Source organism: Pontibacter chitinilyticus, assembly GCF_039748935.1.
GTDB classification, from domain to species: Bacteria; Bacteroidota; Bacteroidia; order Cytophagales; family Hymenobacteraceae; genus Pontibacter; species Pontibacter chitinilyticus.
In genome coordinates this window covers 467,592-487,042 of sequence record NZ_JBDIZJ010000002.1, presented here as the reverse complement: position 1 = coordinate 487,042, position 19,451 = coordinate 467,592, and the positions used below count along the sequence as shown (strand labels likewise).

Annotated in this window: 16 protein-coding genes; 12 read left to right on the top strand and 4 right to left on the bottom strand. The window is 49.7% G+C overall.

The window, feature by feature from the left end; all coding sequences use genetic code 11:
* Positions 1–12 precede the first annotated feature (12 nt).
* Entirely contained in the window at positions 13–924 is a 912-nt protein-coding gene (locus tag ABDW72_RS05655) for a toxin-antitoxin system YwqK family antitoxin (protein WP_347157487.1), read from the top strand.
* Here ABDW72_RS05655 and ABDW72_RS05650 read toward each other — a convergent pair.
* Entirely contained in the window at positions 921–1,280 is a 360-nt protein-coding gene (locus tag ABDW72_RS05650; RefSeq protein ID WP_347157486.1) for a YraN family protein, read from the bottom strand. The genes ABDW72_RS05655 and ABDW72_RS05650 overlap by 4 nt on opposite strands.
* Before the next feature lie 134 nt (positions 1,281–1,414).
* Between ABDW72_RS05650 and lipB the strand changes: the two genes are divergently transcribed.
* The 10 genes from lipB to porN all read left to right on the top strand — a co-directional run bounded on the left by lipB (position 1,415) and on the right by porN (position 11,528).
* On the top strand, positions 1,415–2,155 hold the full coding sequence (gene lipB / locus ABDW72_RS05645) for a lipoyl(octanoyl) transferase LipB (protein ID WP_347157485.1): 741 nt from the start codon (positions 1,415–1,417) through the stop codon (positions 2,153–2,155).
* The gene (locus ABDW72_RS05640) at positions 2,139–2,543 is read left to right on the top strand and encodes a hypothetical protein (RefSeq protein ID WP_347157484.1); all 405 of its coding nucleotides are present in this window, start codon (positions 2,139–2,141) and stop codon (positions 2,541–2,543) included. Before lipB ends, ABDW72_RS05640 begins: the two co-directional genes overlap by 17 nt.
* A gap of 117 nt (positions 2,544–2,660) precedes the next feature.
* Positions 2,661–3,710: an MraY family glycosyltransferase gene (locus ABDW72_RS05635; RefSeq protein ID WP_347157483.1), complete on the top strand. Its 1,050-nt coding sequence runs from the start codon at positions 2,661–2,663 to the stop codon at positions 3,708–3,710.
* Positions 3,685–4,863 (top strand): DUF4271 domain-containing protein, encoded by a 1,179-nt coding sequence (locus ABDW72_RS05630; RefSeq protein WP_347157482.1) that lies wholly within the window; start codon positions 3,685–3,687, stop codon positions 4,861–4,863. Before ABDW72_RS05635 ends, ABDW72_RS05630 begins: the two co-directional genes overlap by 26 nt.
* Positions 4,864–4,928: 65 nt before the next feature.
* The gene (locus ABDW72_RS05625) at positions 4,929–5,732 is read left to right on the top strand and encodes a uroporphyrinogen-III synthase (RefSeq protein ID WP_347157481.1); all 804 of its coding nucleotides are present in this window, start codon (positions 4,929–4,931) and stop codon (positions 5,730–5,732) included.
* 162 nt (positions 5,733–5,894) lie between these two features.
* Complete coding sequence (locus tag ABDW72_RS05620; RefSeq protein ID WP_347157480.1) at positions 5,895–6,857, top strand: PorP/SprF family type IX secretion system membrane protein; 963 nt, start codon at positions 5,895–5,897, stop codon at positions 6,855–6,857.
* A 229-nt stretch (positions 6,858–7,086) separates the two neighbouring features.
* The gene (gene porK, locus ABDW72_RS05615; protein ID WP_347157479.1) at positions 7,087–8,103 is read left to right on the top strand and encodes a T9SS ring complex lipoprotein PorK/GldK; all 1,017 of its coding nucleotides are present in this window, start codon (positions 7,087–7,089) and stop codon (positions 8,101–8,103) included.
* Between the two features lie 75 nt (positions 8,104–8,178).
* The gene (gene porL, locus ABDW72_RS05610; RefSeq protein WP_347157478.1) at positions 8,179–8,982 is read left to right on the top strand and encodes a type IX secretion system motor protein PorL/GldL; all 804 of its coding nucleotides are present in this window, start codon (positions 8,179–8,181) and stop codon (positions 8,980–8,982) included.
* 62 nt (positions 8,983–9,044) lie between these two features.
* Positions 9,045–10,646 carry a type IX secretion system motor protein PorM/GldM gene (gene porM / locus ABDW72_RS05605; protein WP_347157477.1) on the top strand — a complete coding sequence of 534 codons (1,602 nt, stop codon included), beginning with the start codon at positions 9,045–9,047 and terminating at the stop codon, positions 10,644–10,646.
* A 21-nt stretch (positions 10,647–10,667) separates the two neighbouring features.
* Positions 10,668–11,528, top strand: a complete 861-nt coding sequence (porN, locus tag ABDW72_RS05600; protein WP_347157476.1) for a type IX secretion system ring subunit PorN/GldN — start codon at positions 10,668–10,670, stop codon at positions 11,526–11,528.
* Positions 11,529–11,828: 300 nt separating this feature from the next.
* Here porN and uvrC read toward each other — a convergent pair whose 3' ends face one another.
* The 3 genes from uvrC to porW are packed head-to-tail and all read right to left on the bottom strand — an operon-like array spanning position 11,829 to position 18,909.
* Complete coding sequence (gene uvrC / locus ABDW72_RS05595; RefSeq protein WP_347157475.1) at positions 11,829–13,643, bottom strand: excinuclease ABC subunit UvrC; 1,815 nt, start codon at positions 13,641–13,643, stop codon at positions 11,829–11,831.
* 15 nt (positions 13,644–13,658) lie between these two features.
* Entirely contained in the window at positions 13,659–15,974 is a 2,316-nt protein-coding gene (locus ABDW72_RS05590) for a penicillin-binding protein 1A (RefSeq protein ID WP_347157474.1), read from the bottom strand.
* A gap of 4 nt (positions 15,975–15,978) precedes the next feature.
* Complete coding sequence (gene porW / locus ABDW72_RS05585; RefSeq protein ID WP_347157473.1) at positions 15,979–18,909, bottom strand: type IX secretion system periplasmic lipoprotein PorW/SprE; 2,931 nt, start codon at positions 18,907–18,909, stop codon at positions 15,979–15,981.
* A gap of 305 nt (positions 18,910–19,214) precedes the next feature.
* On the opposite strand from porW, the gene ABDW72_RS05580 reads away from it, so the two are divergent.
* On the top strand, positions 19,215–19,451 hold the full coding sequence (locus ABDW72_RS05580; protein WP_347157472.1) for an AtpZ/AtpI family protein: 237 nt from the start codon (positions 19,215–19,217) through the stop codon (positions 19,449–19,451).

The window sequence follows — 19,451 nt, the reverse complement described above, 5'->3', positions numbered from 1 at the left end:
TTCAAAATTAAAATGCGGCAGTCTCTTCGGTCTTTAGTAGTTGTAGCAGGTATAAGTATGCTGGCCTTGGGCGGCTGCAGCCAGCGCCAGTGGAACAGCGACTACAACCTGAACCAAGCCCGGCTTAAAGAGAACGCCAAAAATCCGGATGCCTTGGCTTCCGCTGATACGGCAAAACCTCTTATCGACCTGCCCAAAGAGGAAGAAGAGAAAGCCCAGAAGAAGAAAAAGAAGCGCAACAAACGCTACTTTATGGACCACAAGGTAAAGCGCGGTTTTGTAAAATCGGGCGGCCACGGCGACCGCGAAGTGCTGGAGACATTCAGCTACCTGCCCGAGTTTGAGGCTCCCAACCCTTATGCGCCCGACAAGTACCTGTACGATAGCAAAAAACGAAAGCTGTACCGCACGCATGGCACCATCGAAAATGATGGCCGCTATTATGTGCTGCATGGGCCTTATACTAAAAAAGTAGGCGGCGAAGTGGTGGAGGAAGGCTACTTTTATGTGGGCACCAAGCACCTGCGCTGGGAGAAATACCGCCGGGGCGAGGACAATATTTTAGTAGATAAGGAGCACTATGACAAAGGCTTTCCGCGCGATGCAGTTGTGACGTATTATGATGGCGATGCCAAAAAGATAAAGGAAGTGATTCCGTATGAGTATGGCGAAGTGCAGGGCACCTATTACCGCTTCTATGAAAACGGGCAGATGGAGTGGTCGGGGCAGTATGATAAGGGCCGCAAAGTTGGCGTTTGGGTAAAATATTACGATTTCCGGAACCGCCGCCACTACGAATACCAGTATCCTAAAACGGCGTATGATGCGCCTGCCGAGCCATACTTATTTAAAGAGTATGACCGCCACAGCACCCTGATCTACGAAAAAGATAAATTTGACAAACGCTCGCAGGCGCAACGCTAGTGGAAAGCATCCTCAATGTGGTGCAACACAGGTGGCGTGCCTAAGGTAACGGCTATCACATCAAAGCGAACATCGAACTGCCAGCTTTGCTGTTCGATGTAAGCGGAGGCAGCCGTTAATAAAAGAGCTTCTTTCCGGGCATTTACCGCCTCCTCCGGATAACCGAACGTGTCTGTTGCTCTTGTTTTCACTTCCACAAACACCAGTAGCGATCCTTTTTGCGCGATAATGTCTACTTCGGCCCGCTTGTACCTGTAATTCCGCGCTTGTATCGCATAGCCCTGCTGCTGCAGGTGGCGGGCAGCTAAGTCTTCCCCCAAAAAGCCTGTCCGGATGTGGTTTGTTTGAGAAGCCATCTAAATCTCGTAAATTGCACCAAAATAAGGCGTCTGTACGCGGTATGCATTAAAAAGGTGCCAAACGCTGAAGTAGGAACAATTTCCGGCGGTTACATCGTTGTGGCCTTGAGACGCATTTCAAAAAGAAAGCTTTGAACCAAATCCAGAATAAAGACATACAGTTTGAACACCTGGGCCTGATGGACTACCAGGAAGCCTGGGATTATCAGGAGAAACTGTTTACAGGCGTTGTGGACTTGAAGGTGCAGAACCGCAAAGCCGCACCGGAGGCACAACAACTAACGCCTAACTACCTGCTGTTCTGCTCGCACCCGCATGTGTATACCTTAGGTAAAAGCGGCCACGAAGAAAACCTGCTCATCGATGAGGCAGGCTTAAAAGCTAAGGGCGCAACGTTTTACAAGATCAACCGTGGCGGAGATATTACTTACCACGGTCCTGGCCAGTTGGTAGGATACCCGATTCTGGACCTCGAGAACTTCTTTACCGACATCCATCAGTACCTGCGTTATCTGGAGGAGGCTGTTATTCGCACGTTAGCCGAGTATAACCTGGTGGCCGGGCGCATTGCAGGACTCACAGGCGTGTGGCTGGACCATGAGGAGCAGCGCAACCCACGGAAGATTTGTGCAATGGGCGTAAAATGCAGCCGTTGGGTTACCATGCATGGTTTTGCCTTTAACATTAACCCAGATTTAGATTATTTTAATAACATTGTGCCCTGCGGCATTACAGATAAGCAGGTAACTTCGCTCGCGAAAGAACTGGGACGGGAGGTGCCGTTAGCAGAGGTAGCAGAGAAGCTCCTGCACCATCTTGCTGCCTTGTTCGGGGCTACTATTACAACAGTTGCGCATGAAGAAGGACATTGATTTCGGGACGGTTGAAGGCGTGTCGGTAGCAGTTGCTACCACAGGCGAGGCAACAGGAGAAACCTCCTGGAATGTGTACCTCCTCAACAACAACCCCTTTCCGTTGCAAAATGTGCTGGTTGCTTCCAAAGGGTACGGCATCATTGAAGACAACGAAGTAAAAACATCTGTGCTGCGGCACATGTTTGAGCGGGTAGAGGCAAAGAGCTTTGTGCAGGTAGAACCTATAGATCCGGCTATCTTCCATATCAACAACGAGTATTGGGTGAGCTATTATATAGATAACCAGATATTTGATAAGAAATACATCTTTGTGCCGGATTCTATCACGGAGGAAAATCTGATTGACATAAGTATGCTCGGGATGCGAGGTGTTTTGCACTCTTAGCAGCTGCTTTGTTTGCATGCCAGCTATCTGGTTGGTTGCAAACAAAGTATACTTACAGCATACGTATACTTTAGAAGTAGAGAAAAATGTGGTTCTTTACTTCCGCATTCAAAATTTATGGACCCAAGAATTTTACCCCTTATTCTTTCCTCCAGCTGGGCTTTCCTGATAGCTATCTTTGCTGTTCCATCCATTATACGGGTAGCGCACCTGAAAAACATACTTGACCAGCCTAACAGCCGTACCGTGCACGAGTCGCTGACACCAAGGCTGGGCGGCTTGGCCATGTTTGCGGGCTTTATGTCGGCGCTCACCATTTTTGGCAACCTGAACAATGGTGTGCAGCAATTGCTGGCGGGCTGCATTATCCTGTTCTTTATTGGCCTGAAAGACGACCTGATCAGTATCTCGGCGCTGAAAAAGTTTGCTGTACAGCTGCTGGCTACCGGCATTGTTATGTTTATGGCTGATATCCGCATTACCAGTTTTCAGGGCATCTTTGGGATAGGTGAGCTGCAGGTGGGCATCAGCTATGGCTTCACGTTCCTGGTGATCATCGGGATAACTAATGCCATTAACCTGATAGATGGACTGGATGGGCTGGCCGGTACAATTGTCCTGATCATTGCCTGCACCTTTGGAGTTTACTTTTACCTGTATGGAGGCGCTGCATACGGCAACTATGCCGCTGTGGCTTTCTGCCTCATCGGAGGAGTGCTCGGCTTCCTGCGTTATAATTTTCATAGAGCAACAATCTTCATGGGCGATACCGGCTCACTGCTCTGCGGGTTTATCATCTCCATACTTGCCATTCAGTTTATTGAAATGCGTGTTACGCCGGCTTCTCCCTCGGTGGCGTTGGGCATATTGTTTGTGCCGCTTTTTGATACGGTTCGCGTATCTGTTATCCGGATGATGAAAGGGAAATCTCCTTTTATTCCCGACCGTAACCATATTCACCACCGCCTGCTAGCCATGGGGTTCAGCCAGATCAGCACTGTGCTTCTGCTTGGTGCCCTCAATATAGTGGTTGTGCTGGTGGTTGTCAGCTTTGCAGACTGGGGAAACCTGAACCTGTTGCTGTTGCTGCTGACCTTCTCTGTTGTATTAAGTGTGGTACTGGGCGTCTATAAATCACGAAGTGCAAAGCAGGTTTCAAACGTTTAAGGCCTGGTGGTGTCCTTTGCTGCTGCTGTGGAGCATGCTCGTTGGCATGCCGCCGCTATGTGCACAGGTGCTGCCGCTGGAGCAGAAGAATACGATCACAGCTGACTGGCTGGTGTATGAGCCACAATCCAAGCAGTTGGTGCCTTACGTGGCCGGTGTGCACACTGACTACCATGCCATTCACCAGTGGCTTTCTGTGCGTCAGCATCAGCCTTTCGTTATCGGCTTTACCGCACAACAGGACCTTTGCCTTTTCCTCAACAACCAACTCATCTTTCGGGCCGATTCCACCTCGCGGTATACGCTGGATTTAACACAGCATATCAGCAACTTAAAGCCGGTAAAAGGAAAATACCTGTTAACTGTATGGCACCCCGCACTGCAGCCGAATGTAGCCACCTTCCGGAACCAAATGCGGGAGCAGGACCGTGTAAGCCGCCCGAACCAGCGGCCCTTTTCTATCCGGGTGCGGGAGTATGTAAACCAGAATGCCTTTATCCTGTTTATGCTCCTGATTGGGTTGATATACGGCTGGCTGAAGACCAACTATGCCGCAGACTTTGGCAGCATCTTCCGCCTGGGCTCGCTGCGCCGGAGCAGCGCGCAGGAAGAAGGCCTGCTGACCAAGCCCATTGGCTCCTGGTCAAGCGTGCTGTTTGTGCTGGCCTTTTCGCTGACGATGGCCCTGCTGATTGCTGCCATTCACACCAATGTGCAGCATGTGCGGCTCTTTAACAGGCTCTTTCCTGTTTCAGAGGCTGACATCACGACCAAGATCATCTTTTATACATTCTTCGTATTTGCGTTTATCCTGCTAAAGTACCTTTTCCTGAAGGTGATGGGCTTTGTATTCGGTCTGGAGCAGGTTGTACCGCTGCAGTACCGCGAGTTTATCAGGACCCTACTTTTTCTGGGTATGTTTCTACCAGCTGTCATGTTGCTGTACCTGGCGCTAAATGCCTCACGCCCGGAAGCGGTGCTGCTGGTCTCGAACCTGGCGGTTTCCTTACTGCTGATAGTCACGATACTTCGGGTATTTGCCACCGTAAATAAAAAGTTGCCTGTACTTAATTTGCATTTATTTTCATACCTTTGCGCCACAGAAGTGATTCCGCTGGCAATAATGCTGAAGCTGATAGTTTTCAACTTTTAAAAACACAATTAAGCGGTAACAGCGGGGCATTGCAGGCGATCTTTTAACAACCGCATTATTTTCATATGGCTGAAAACAAAGCAAAGGGTAACGTAAACCCTGACAGAGACAAACTACCTATCAAAAGCATTCTGGTGACGCAACCCCAGCCTACTACAGACAATTCGCCATACTTGTCTATAGCGGAGAAGTATGATATTAAGGTAGATTTCAGGGCTTTTATCGAAGTGGAGCCGGTGCCTTTCAAAGAGTTCAGGAAGGATAAAGTGGATATTCTGGCCCATACGGCCATTATCTTTACAAGCCGGAATGCGGTGGATCACTTTTTCCGCATCTGCCAGGAAAGCAAAATAGAGATGCCCGCTGATATGAAGTACTTCTGTATCTCAGACCAAACGGCATATTATCTTCAGAAATATATTGTACTGCGTAAGCGCAAGCTGTTTGTGGGCGAGAAAACAGCCAAAGACCTCTTCGAAGTGATCAAAAAGCACAAGAATGAGAAGTTTCTGTTCCCCTGCTCTAACATCCGCAAAGATGACATTCCGGAGTTTCTGGCAGCAAACAAGATCAAGCATACCGAAGCGATTATCTATAAAACAGTGGCCGCCGACCTATCGGACCTGGATGATGTAACGTACGATTGCCTGGCGTTCTTCAGTCCATCGGGTATTACGTCGCTGTTTGCCAACTTTCCTGATTTTAAACAGAACAACACCCGCATTGCTGCCTTTGGGCCTACTACAGCCAAAGCCGTTCGGGATGCCGGACTGGAGCTGGATATCGAAGCTCCGATGCCGAATGCGCCCTCTATGACCGGTGCGATAGAAGTATACATTCAGAACCAAAAGCAGGAAGCAAAAAAATAAGGAGCCGGTGTAACTTTTATCCCGGATTTCCATAGTAACTAAAACGCAAAAGCAAGATGAGGCACTAAGTCTCCTTGCATTTGCGTTTTAGTGTTTAATAGCTATATTTGAGTGACAATATTTCTTTGCTCTGTCACATACGTCAATGCCTGCTTACGGCCTATGAGAAAGCTTCTATTTGTTGTAGTGTTGTACCTGTTGAGCCATACGTTTGTGCAGGCGCAGCAACAGCCTCAGTTTACCCACTATGGCTTTAATGGCATGCAGATAAGTCCTGCTTATGCAGGTATTACCAACCGTCCTGAAATCTTATCTATTTACCGTTACCAGTGGCTGGGCTATGATGCGACCTTTGACGATGGCGGCGCTCCGCAAACACTGCTGCTTACTGCCAACACGCCTGTCAGGGCGTTGCACGGTGGTATAGGCGTAAACCTGATGCGCGACCAGATCGGCAATACAACTTACATGGAGGCGGCTGTTTCGTATGCCTATCATGTTCGGATCGGCGAAACAGGTAAGTTGGGGATAGGCATACAGGGCAACGTTAACAATATCAAGCATGGAGCATACAGGGCAAATGATCCAAATGATTCGCATGTGCCCTACAACAGCTCTGACTCAAAGTATGACCTGGGTGCAGGCCTGTGGTACCAGTCAGATCAATTTTATATTGGCGGAAGTATAACAAATTTATTGCATTCTGAGTACTTATTTCAGGATTCTTCAAGCACTGGAGCAGGCCGTTACCTAAGTGAGAATCATTTTTACCTGACTGGTGGCGTTAACCTGCCGGTTAATACAGATCTGGTAGTTACGCCTACCGCCCTGATCAAGCACGATGCCGAAACATTTTCGTATGATGCCGGAGCACGGATCACGTACAGCGAAAAATATTGGCTAGGAGTGAATTATAGACACCGCGAAGCTGTTAGTGCGCTTGTGGGATTGTCTCTTTTTCAGGATAATGCGTTACGGGTAGGCTATGCATTTGACTTCACTACATTCAATAAAGCTGCTAAAGCACCTACCTCGCACGAGGTGATGGTGAGTTACAGATTACCCGAGCCGGTTGTACGGATTCGGCCAGCCATCAGAACCCCTCGTTATTTCTTCTCAAAGTAAAATTTGTGAGACAGAAGAGATTGCACTAAAAGGTCTTAGGACTTGTGGAAGGTGCATAAAAATTTTAGGTTTTAGTGATATAATAATCAATTTGTTACACCGTTACAAAATAATAAAATGGGTGTTGTGGCGAATTGTTTTTATTTATTTTTAAATCTTATATATTTGCTACACCCGTAGAAGTGTGCTAAAAAATAGAACTTTAAAATTTACCTTTTTGAAAGTCATCATGAACAAATTACTTAAGCTGTCTACCTTCGCTCTGGCGGTGGTGGCGCTTGCAGGCTGTGGATTGAGAAAAGGACCACAAGGAGACCTTGTCGGTGCTGAAGATCGCCCAGAGTATAACCCGCAGGAAGTGCCATACGGAATGGTATCCTGCCCGGGAGGCACTTTTCATATGGGCCAGGCCGACCAGGACATTGCAGCAACTATGGCTAACCTGAACAAGCAGGTAACAATAGGTGGCTTCTACATGGATGAGACCGAGATCACCAACAATGAATACCGCCAGTTCATCGATGTGATGAAGCAAGACTCCTTGGATGTGTTGGGAGAGGAATTTGTCATGACGCAACTGTACCCGGATACTACTGTTTGGGTAAAGGATTATACTTACCACATGGGCGACCCCCTGATGGAGTACTATTTCTCACATCCGGCGTTTGATGACTACCCGGTGGTAGGGGTGGACTGGTTTGCGGCCCGCTATTTCAGCGACTGGCGTACCAAGCTTAAGAACCAAGCAAATGCAGACAACGGCAAAGCGCCGCTCCCAAAATTCCGCTTGCCAACAGAGGCTGAATGGGAGTATGCTGCCCGCGGTGGCCGCGATATGGCGGTGTATCCTTGGGGTGGCCCCTACCTGCGCAATGCCAAAGGTTGTTTGCTGGCTAACTTCAAACCAGGCCGTGGCGATTACTACAGCGACGGCTTTACCTACACTGCCCCGGTAGCGCAGTTTTTCCCGAACGACTTCGGCCTGTATGATATGTCGGGCAACGTGGCTGAGTGGTGCGAAGATGCCTTTTCTGAAGCTACTGTGCCGATTGTATGGGACTTAAACCCGGTATACCGCGACGACAACGAACCACGCAAAGTAGTAAGAGGCGGATCCTGGAAAGACATTGCATACTTCCTCGAGACAGGTACCCGCAACTTTGAATTTCAGGATTCAGCCCGTTCTTATATCGGCTTCCGTAATGCCATGATCTACCTCGGAAGATCTTCTGGAAAAGAATTTTAATCGCATCAAGTAAAAACTAGAATCAATCACAACGTTCACAACTCTTATCGTTCACAACTCTAATTTATTATTAAAATGAGCAAAGCTAAAGGTCGCAATTTTCTAAACGATGTCTTGATGCCAAAGATTTATGGTATCGGTGCCGCCATCGTTATTGTGGGTGCGCTATTTAAAATCCAGCACTGGCACGGTGCTAGCGAAATGCTTATCGTTGGTCTTAGCACAGAAGCTTTGATCTTTTTCTTCAGTGCTTTCCAACCTCCACATGCTGAGCCGGATTGGGCAAGAGTATACCCACAGCTGGCCGATGACTTTGCCGGTGAAGGACTGGTGCCAGCTTCGGCTGTTGCAAACAACGGACCTTCTGTAGCAGGAAAGCTGGATGAGATGATGCGCAACGCAGATATTACTCCTGAAACAATCAACTCGCTTGGGTTTGGCCTGAACAGGCTGAGCGAAACAGCTGCACAAATGGCTGATATGGGCCAGGCAACAGTTGCAACCCAGGATTATACTGTTCGTGTGCGAGCAGCAGCAGACCAGTTGGATAGCATGAACAAAGCCTACGCTACTACTGCGGAAGCCTTGTCGCACATGGCCGCTTCTACAGTAGATGCCCAGGAATACCACGGTCAAATTCAGAACATGACAAGAAACTTAGGCGCGCTGAACGCTGTTTACGAAATGGAGCTTCAGGATGCAAACAGCCACCTGAAAGCCATGAACAAGTTCTATGGCAACTTAAGTATGGCCATGGAGAACCTAACCGATGCCAGCAAAGATACCGAGCAGTTCAAGAATGAGGTTTCGCGCTTAACCGGCAACCTGCACTCGCTGAATACAGTGTATGGCAACATGCTGGCAGCCATGAAAGGTTAATTGCCTGTACTCCGAAGCAAGTTCTAAATCAACAAGAAACAGTAATTATATTATAGTATAAAATGGCTGGAGGAAAAGAGACACCACGGCAGAAGATGATCGGTATGATGTACCTCGTACTGACTGCACTTCTTGCTCTAAACGTGAGCTCGGCAATCCTGTTGAAGTTTCAGTTCCTGGACGAAAGTTTACAGGAAGCGAACCGGAAAACAGTAACAAGCAATACCGGAGTAGTATCCAGTATTCAGTCTGCCGTAGCAAAAAATAAAGTACAATCAGCGAACGACAGGCGTGTGATGCAAAATGCGCAAAAAGTGCGGTCGGAAACATCCGAGTTGATTGCGTATATCAAAGGCTTGCGGGAGGACCTGATTAAGAAATCAGGAGGTAAAGATCCGGAGACAGGACAATATGTGCAGCCGGAAGGCAACGACATTGTAGCTGTAAACATGATCGGCGCATCTGACAAGCGAAATGGTAAGGCGTATGAGCTGAAGTACAAGCTGAATAATTATGCCAAGTTCCTGAAGCAGTATAACCCGGATATGCCAGATAAGCTGGCCCTGACTGGTGCAGAAGATCCGGTAGCTAAGAATGATCCGAACCAGAAGCGAAAGGATTTTGCTGAACTGAACTTTGAAGATACCCCGATGGTAGCAGCACTTGCAGTGCTTTCTCAGAAAGAATCTGAAGTACTGAAGTATGAGTCGGATGCTTTGCAAAAGCTTGCTGCTTCAGTAGGTGCGGATATCATCAAATTTGAGAAGATCTTCGCGATGGCACGAGCTGAGTCGAAGACGGTAGCTGCGGGTACCAAGTATAAAGCCGATATGTTCATCGCGGCTTCTTCTGATAACATCACCCCGGTGATGAGCTTCCAGGGCAAGCCGATCAAAGTAGTAGACGGCAAAGGCCAGGTAGAATTTGTGGCATCTGCTTCGAACTACGACGCCGATGGCAACTCTAAGCAGACCTGGAAAGGGCAGATCACCATCAACCAGAATGGGGAAGAGAAGACGTTTCCTGTAACAGAAGATTACGTAGTAGCCAAGCCGGTTATTCAGGTGCAATCTGCTGCGGTACAAGCGTTATACTTCCAGTGTGCGAACGAACTGAACATCCAGGTGCCAGCTTTAGGAGCGGTATATGATCCTAGCTTTAGTGCAGCAGGTGGTTCTGCCATCAAAGGCGCTAAAAAAGGTGAGGTAACCATTATCCCGAGTGCGACAGAGGTGACGATAAACGTGAGCAGCGGCGGCAATGCCATCGGCAAAGAAACCTTCCAGGTGCGTCCGGTACCTAAACCGGAACTGGTACCGCTCGTAAATGGTCGCCCGATTGATGTGAAGCGCGGTGTACCGGCACAATCTGTGAGAGCAGTAGAAATTCAGGCGGTAGCAGACGAAGGCTTCAAACAATTATTACCGAACGAAGCACGTTATAGAGTAACACGCTGGAAAGCTTACCTGGTGCGCAACAACCAGCCAATAGATCAGGGCGAATTTAATGGCCCATCAGCGAACCTGACCAGCTTTGCTGCCAAGGCAAACAAAGGCGACCGGGTGGTACTGGAGGTGCTCGACGTAAAGCGACTGAACTATAAAGGGCAGGCTGTGGATGCAAAGGTAGGTGGTGATAATAACTGGAACATCCCGTTAAATTAAAATTAGAAGCTTACAAGGAGTATGAAAATAGTTAAAGCAATAGGTGTAGCAGCAGGTTTGATGTTATCTGTAGGTGCCATGGCACAGCAGGTTTCCAATACAACCGCCAGCAATCCTTCCGCACGCCCTATTCCGGAGTCTGATATCCTGTTTAAGAAAACAGTATGGCGTAAAATTGATTTGCGTGAAAAGCAAAACAAGCCGATGTTTTCTGAAAACAGAGAGATCACCAAAATCATCATCAACGCCGTAAAAAGTGGTGAACTGACTGCCTACCGCAGTGACTCTGTGAATACGCCCCTGACGCGTGAGGAGTTCCTTGCCAACATGACTCCCAAAGAGTCTGGCAGCCAACTGAGCGAAGAGGAAATTGCGGCAGGCTTTGGCAAAAAGGAAGAGCAGGATGATGCCTGGGGAACTGCGCTAGGTAAAACTGAAACGCAGGCTACAGCTGCTCCTGTAAGCAATGAGTATTTTCCGAAGCAGCTGTATCTGCTGGAGATGAAGGAGAACGCTGTTTTTGATAAGAAGCGCTCCCGCATGTACCACGATATCCAATCGATCAGTATAAAAGTTCCTGCTACACTGAACCCGCTCGGGTTTGAGCAAAATGTAGGCTCTTTTAAAATGAGCGATCTGGTACGCGTTTTCCGTGCAAACCCGGAGATGGCGATCTGGTACAATGCCCAGAACGATGCCCAGCATAAGAACCTGGCCGACGCTTTTGACCTATGGCTGTTTAGCTCCTACATCACGAAGATATCGAACCCTGGCGACAGAGCTTTGGCAGATATTTACGGTGGCGGAAAAAAAGGCTTGTTAGCGGCGCAGGACGCGGCCGAAGCCCTGATCGAATACGAGTATAGCTTGTGGAGCTATTAAGCATTAATCAAGTATAAACAAAAAGGGGAGCTCATTCGGGCTCCCCTTTTTGTTTATACACTCTCGTAAGTATAGATCGTGAACAGTCCGCACAATGGCTCTTCGCTGCACAAGTAAGTAAAACGTACCGTACAGCTTCTTTCTCTACAATTACGATATCCTGTCCATCCTTAAATCCTGTAAATACAGATTCAGATAAAGGAGCAGGTCACGACTTGTGCCTGTAAATGCAATGCAGGAAAGGAAGGAAAGCCAACACGTAGCTATACTAGCTTTTATACTTGCTGCAGGAGGGAGATGTCAAGCTGCTTTTTCTTTATGGAAGTAATTGTAAAGTATGGCCGCTTTCGAAACGCCTACTTCTGCCGTTAATTCCTGCTCTGTCAGGCCTTTGAGTTTTTTAACGGATTTATACTTTGCCAGCAGTGCTTCTGCTGTCGTGGGGCCAATTCCCTTTATCTCTGTCAATTCAGTCTTTAAGGTGCCGGCGTCGCGTTTGCTGCGGTGGAAGGTGATGGCGAAGCGGTGTGCCTCATTGCGCAGGCGTTGTATCAGCTTCAGCGACTCTGATTTCTTGTCGATGTAGAGCGGTAGCTTGTCTCCGGGATAGAAGATCTCCTCCAGGCGTTTGGCAATGCCCACCACGGCTACTTTGCCATACACGTCTAAGTCTTTCAGCGCTTTTACAGCCATACTGAGCTGGCCCTTGCCACCGTCGATGATGATAAGCTGCGGCAGTGGCTGGCTCTCGTTCAACAGCCGTTTGTAACGGCGCGTCACGATCTCATACATCGACTCAAAGTCGTTGGCGCCCACCACCGTTTTGATGTTGAAATGGCGGTAATCTTTCTTGCTGGGCTTGCCGTTCTTAAAACAGACCATCGAAGCCACCGGGTTATCGCCTTGAAAGTTGGAGTTGTCAAAGCACTCGATCTGGCGGGGCAGCTCCGTCAGGCGCAGGTCTTTTTTCAGCGTTTCCAATACCCTAAGTTCCCGTTGCTCACTAAGGTCTTTGTTCTTTTCCTGGCGGCCCTCCCGCTCCTTCCGCAAGTATAAAGCGTTCTTCAGCGACAGGTTTACCAACTTCCGTTTATCGCCGATCTGCGGTTGCGTCACGGTAATATTATCCAGCGGCAGCGTTAGTTCAATGTTGGTGATCACCTCGCGCGAGGTGCTTTCAAAGTCCTGTCGCAACTGCACCACGATAGAAGCCAAAATCTCCGCGTCCTCCTCATCCAGTTTCTTCTGAATCTCCAGCGACTGTGTCTGTATTATGGAGCCGTTCATCACCTTTAAGTAGTTGATAAAGGCACACTGCTCGTTCGAGGTGATGGTGAACACATCGATGTTGGTCAGGGTGTTGCTCACCACTGTAGACTTGGTCTGGAAATCCTCCAGCATGTCCAGCTTCTGCTTAAACTGATGCGCCAGTTCGTATTGGTAATCAGCAGCGGCAGCGGCCATACGCTCTTTAAAGTAATTCTTGGCTATTGACAGGTTACCGGAAAGTATGTTTTTGATTTGGGCAATGTTGGCGTTGTACTCCGTTTCATCTACCAGCGCCTCACAGGGGCCTTTGCAGTTGCCAATGTGATACTCCAGGCATACTTTAAATTTGCCTGCCGCCACATTCTCCGGCGACAGGTTGTATGTGCAGGTGCGCAGCGGGTATAAGGTGCGGATAAGGTCCAGCACCAGGTTCATGGTGGTTACGCTGGCGTAAGGGCCAAAGTAGCGGGAGCCGTCGTTTAGTTTATTGCGGGTGCTGATCACGCGCGGAAAGCGCTCGTTGATGATGCAGATATACGGATACGTTTTTCCGTCTTTCAGCAGGATATTATACTTGGGCTGATACTGCTTGATGAGGTTGTTTTCCAGCAGAAACGCATCGGCTTCTGTGTCTACAATGGTAAACTCAATGTCTTTTATCTGCGAGACCAGCTTCAGCGTTTTCTTGTTATGCTGGGCCGAGCGGTTAAAGTAGGAGCTGACACGTTTCCGGATATCAATCGCCTTGCCTACGTAAATTATCCCACCATCATCAAAGAACTTGTAAATGCCGGGCTTGTGCGGCAGGTGCGAGATCTTCTCCTTTAATTTTTCGTTTGCAGGCATGCGCGTAACTCCTGATTAGATAGCAGGGTCCAGGTCAATTTCTGGAGGCAGATTCAGGAACTCGTCCTGCTGCGACGAATCGATTGGCACAGCACCCTGGTTATACTTAGAACAGTCTAATTCTACCGAAATAGGCATAGAAGGTTTAGGGAAAGCTGCTTTCGATACATCCAGCGATTTATCAGCATATACTTTATTCATGAATGCGCCATAGATCGGCATGGCCAGTTTGGCGCCCTGCCCCAGGGTAATGCTGCGGAAGTGAATGGAACGGTCATCGCCCCCAACCCAGGTGCCACACACCAAGTTCGGCGTAATGCCCATGAACCAAGCATCGGACTGGTTCTGCGTGGTACCAGTCTTGGCTCCAATATCGTTGGTCAGGTGATTGCGGAAGCGCAGGCCATAGGCTGTTCCACCCGGTTCGGTAGGAGCCCGTAGCATGTGGATCATCAGGTAAGCCGTTTCAGGGCTGAGGGCCTCTACTTTCTTGGGCTCAAACTCAGCTATAACGTTCCCATGTTTGTCTTCGATGCGGGTGATAAAGTTTGGCTCTACCCAGGTGCCGCCATTCACAAAAGTGCCATAAGCGCCCACCATGTCAAAAAGGGTAACGTCGCTGGTGCCAAGCGCCAGTGAAGGTGTAGGATCCAGTGGCGTAGTAATGCCCATCCGCTTGGCTGTGTTGGCCAGCGTTTCAGCTCCCAACTTGTTCACCAGAAAAGCAGAGATGGAGTTAACAGACTCTGCCAAAGCTTGCCGCAAAGTATACTTCTTACCGGAGTACTTGTTATCAGAGTTGCTCGGGCACCACATGTTGCCATCTGGCAGCGGTACGCAGGTTTTGGTGTCGATTACTTCGTAGCATGGATAGTAGCCGTTCTCCATGGCGGCCGTGTACAGGAAGGGCTTAAAGGTAGAGCCCGGCTGCCGTGACGCCTGTTTCACGTGGTCATACTTAAAATGCTCGTAGTTGATGCCGCCCACCCAGGCTCTGATATGACCGGTTTCAGGTTCCATGGCCATAAAGCCTGCCTGCAGGAAGTGTTTGTAATACTTCAGCGAGTCCATAGGGCTCATGTTCATCTCTTTCTCCCCGTTCCAGGTGAACACAGTCATCGGTATCTTTTTATTGAGATAATAGTTAACCGAATCTTTGTTGCCATCGAACCGCTCCATTAACCGGCGGTAGCGCTGGGTCCGTTTAATAGCCTGCTCCGGAAAGTCTTTGATTTCATGCCCGCTGTTGTCTATCCAGGGGTTGCGCCCTTTCCAGTGTTCGTAAAAAACTTTCTGGCGGTCAGCCATGTGCGCAGCCAAAGCTTGCTCGGCATAGTTCTGCATTCTGGAGTCGATGGTGGTATACACTTTCAGGCCATCGGCATAGAGGTCGTAGCCATTCTCGCGGCACCACTTCTGCAGAAACTTGCTGGCCTCTGTCCGGAAGTAAGGCGCCATACCTATGTTCTGGCTCTCTACCCGGTAATCCAGCTTGATGTCTTTATCTTTTAATTTGTTGAATGTTTCAGCAGGCAGCAAATCATACTTCACCATTTGCGCCAGCACCGTGTTGCGGCGGCGCTTCGAATTCTGTGGATTGAACTTAGGGCTGTAATAAGAAGGCGCTTTTAGCAGGCCCACCAGCACAGCCGACTCCTCTACATCCAGCTCCTGGGGTTTTTTATTGAAAAATGTTTTTGCCGCCACTTTTATACCATAAGCATTGCTGCCGAAATCGACGGTGTTAAGATACATCGTCATGATCTCCTTTTTAGTATAAGAGCGCTCCAACTTCACGGACATGATCCACTCCTTCGTTTTGTGGATCAGGGTGCGCAGCAGCGGCACATCGTTCAGCAGGCCGTCATTCATTTCTTCGGAGCGGGTGTTGAACAGGTTTTTAGCCACCTGTTGCGTCAGAGTACTACCGCCGCCTCTAGAGTGGCCAAGTATAATAGCAGTGGCTACCCGGCCCATGGCCTGCGGGTCTATACCCGAGTGCTCTTCAAAACGGATATCTTCTGTCGCGCGCAAGGCGTTTATCAGGTTATCAGGCAGGTCTTCGTAATCAACTGGCGAGCGGTTCTCGCGGAAATACTTTCCCAGCAGCACATTGTCGGCCGAATACAACTCGGAAGCCAGTTCGCTCTTCGGGTTTTCCAGCGAACGGGTGCTGGGCAGCTCTCCAAAGAGGTTCAGGAAGTTGATGCTTACCGCGTAAATATAAAGGATCAGCGCTGCAAGGCCACCCAGGAAAAGGATCCAAATGGTTGCAACAACTTTGGGGTAAAAGCGCTTGGTCGGCTTGGCGGTCTTTTGACTGGTCGTCATGTACTTAATAGTTGTTTTTGAAGAACGTCAGGTACGTTTCCAGATCGTGCTTCTGCAGAAATTTCTGGAAGTTGGCAGACGTGATGACAAAGGTAGCAAATTCTACGCCTCGTATTCTACCAACCGGTGCTTGCGGCGCTTTTTGTTTAACGTTGTAGGACAGCGCCAACCTGGGATCTTTGAACGAACGCAGCACGAGCACCGCTTTACCATCCGGCAGGGCAAGCGAGTCGGCCTGCAGGTTTTGGTTACGGTAGTAGGTGCTGTTATACTTGGCATACTTGGCGTCGATGCCTTTAAAAGCGACCGCATCTTTTGGGTAGACCAGCACAAAATAATACGCCGAATCTTCCGCTGCCTCATATGCCAGCGGGTCTTTTGCTGCCGCTGCCGGATTTGCAACTGTAGCAGCGGAATCTGTGGTGCTTACGGTAGTGGCTGCTGGAGGAGGTGTTGTAGAGGCAGGCTGCTGCTGTTCTGTTTTCTCCGGAGTAGTTTTGCCGGCAGGCTCCGGTGTGGATACTGTTGGTGCCGGCGCTGCGGGGGGCGTTTGCCCGGAGGTAGCAGGAGGTGTTACAGGTTGCTTTGGCGGGGCGCTGCTGGAAACAGGTGCTGCCGAAGCCATGGCTGAGTTCACTTGCTGCTCCGGCGTCAGGCGGGTAGTAGTTTTGCCGGGTATAGGTTTGGGCGCAGCGGCGGGTGCTTCCTTGCGGAGCTGGTTCTTTTGCTCCAACTCTGAATACGTGGCCAGCAGGGCAGCGGCTTGCGGCTGCAGCGGACTGGCAGGATAACTGGCTTTAAAGCGCTGCAGTTGGTCGCGGAGTGCCTGTGGTGCTTTGGTGCGGGCTGTAATCAACGCCTCCAGAAATGCGATCTTATCCTGAATATCGTTCAGCGGATACTGGCTTACGGCTTTGTCCAGCACCTTGGCCGATAACTTATACTCCTGCGCCTCATAGTAGGAATAGGCAGAGTCATACAATGTATGCGCTTTCAGGTTATCGGCAGCGTTCTTGCTCATAAAGTCGGCATCATCCACCAGGTGCGCATACGTTGTATTCGGGAACTCCTGCTTGATGCGATTGTAGTAGGCCTGCTGCTGGGCTTTATCGCCTGCCTTTTCATAAAGCAAGTATAAACTATAGTAGGCTTCCGGCGCATGCTCTGTATGCGGAAAACGCTGCAATAGCTCCAGGTATGTTTTGGTGGCACTGGCTGGGTCCTGTAGCTTTTGTGCGTAGATGTTGGCGAGGTTAAACAGTGCCTCTTCTACCTCTTTCTCTGAGCGCTGCAGGGCTGCTGTCGTAAGCGGAATCTGTTGCAGGTATTCCTGTACCTGGCTGCTGGCCCGCTCTTCGGCCGATTGCTGGGGTCCTGCCAATGCTGCAGTGTCGGTAGGTGCCGCTGCTATGGGCTGCTGTGGCTGCTCACCCGCTTCGCCACGGCTGCGGATACGCCAGAAATCCTGCAAGGGCCGGTTGCCCCAGCGGCGCGTAAACTCCGAGCGTGCCGAGGCAAGGGCAGCAGGGTTATCAAAGTACCAGACGCCATTAGCACTCGTGTTCTCTGTTGGGAAAGCGCTGCCATTCTTGTTGCTGCGGCTGCTGTTGCGTGTAGGCTGGGTGGCGGCAATTTTCTGTTGCTCCTGCTGCAGTTCCAGTTTCCGCTGTTGCTCCTCCTGCTGGCGTTGCACAAGCTGCTGCAGAAAGGCCATCCGGTCGCCCTCGCTCATGTGCGCCAGGTGCTGCAGACTGTCCTGCAGCTGTATCGTATTATACTGCTTTACAAAATCGGCCAGCACATCACGGCGCTCGGCCACGGCCTCACGGTTCAGGGCATTAGCCGGGTATACCTGCACGGCGCTATCGTAATACGCTTCGGCCAGGTTATACTTGTTCAGGTTCTCAAAATAGATCTCGCCTGCTGCCACATAGCTATAGGCTTTCTGGTTTGGCAGCGCGCCGGGTGTTTTCAGCGACAGCTCCAGGTCTTCCAGTGCTTTGTCGTAATGCTGTTGCCGCAGTTCAAACTGCGCCATCTCGTAGTAGATTTTATCGCGGTATTCCTTGTTCTTATCGTCCTTTAGCAGCTTTTTATAATAGCCTGCAATGCGCTCCAGGTCCTGGGTGTCGCTCAGTTCCGTTACCTGCCCCAGGTTCAGTCGGCTGAAAAACCCCAGATCGTATGGCGGATTTTTGCGCAACACTTTGCTGTATTGCTTAAAGGCTTCCTTGTTCTGGCCGGTAAGCTGATACAGCTGCGCCAGTGTAAAACGGGTACGTGCCAGGGCGTCTTTCTCCTCAAAGTTGGGCAGCGAAAGTGCCAGGTTCTCTATGACGGCAGCAGTATCGCCCTGCAAGCGGTTGTATTGGGCACGTGCCAGGTATAGCTCCCGCGCATTGCTCCTGTTCAGGCGTTCCTTGCGCAGATACTCCGACACCGCCTGTGCGTCATCCATCATTTCCATCTGCATCAAAGAGCGCATCAGCCATACCAATGCCGCATGTTTGGCCGCCTTGTCGTTGCTGTTGGAGTTCGCGTACTTGAATGTTTTGGCTGCTTCGGCAAAGTTGAGTTGATAATACTGCGCCTGGCCTATCAGAATGTAGCAGTCGTCTATCCACTTGCTGTTCTGGTGCCACTGAATCGGGAATGAGGCTTTCTTTATCACATCTTCCAGGTCGGCAGCCATTGCTTTTGCGGTCGTGGAGTCGATGGGGGGATAGATAGGCAGTACCTGGCTGTAGTCGTACTGCGTTTGCTGCTGCAGGCCTTCCTGCACAGCCCGCATTTTCTCCTTCGCCAGAAAATAGCCATTGTAGCGGGCAGTGGTGTTGTGGTAAGCCTTGCTCAAAGGGTTGTGGCGCTCTGTAGAGCAGGACACCAGCAGCAGGGCTGTGAGCACCAGAAGTATATGCAGCGGTCGCTTGTTCAAAGTAGTCAGTACAGGGAATGGTAGCACTATAATATAAAGGTATAAACGCTTGTGCAATGTATAAAAGTATGGCTTACAGCTTTGGAGAGGCCACAGTGCCAGTATCGCCGAAAATGCGGGTCTCCTCTTCTACAAAAATACAATAATATGCCGATACGCAAGCCGCCGCCTGCCGGGCAGCTAATGAACTATCTAAATCGCAATTTGGTTTCAGCCGCAGCCCGGGCAACAGGATAAGCTGAAATGTTGTGGCAGCTTGCGGAGAAGCGCGTAAAAAGGCGTAATTTTGCAAATAGCTGAGAAACATGGAGAACACACCAGACAAAAAGCCGAAGCCTTCGCGGCAGGATGATGTAAAGCCTTACCTGCGGTACTCGGGCTTGGCCTTTCAAATGATTGGGGCCATGGTGCTGGCGGCATTCGGCGGCATGAAGCTGGATGCATACTTCCACACTCAGCACCCGTGGTGTACAATTGTGCTGCTGGTGCTGGCGGTCGTGGCATCCATGGTTTTGGTTATTGTCTCACTTAATAAAAAGTAG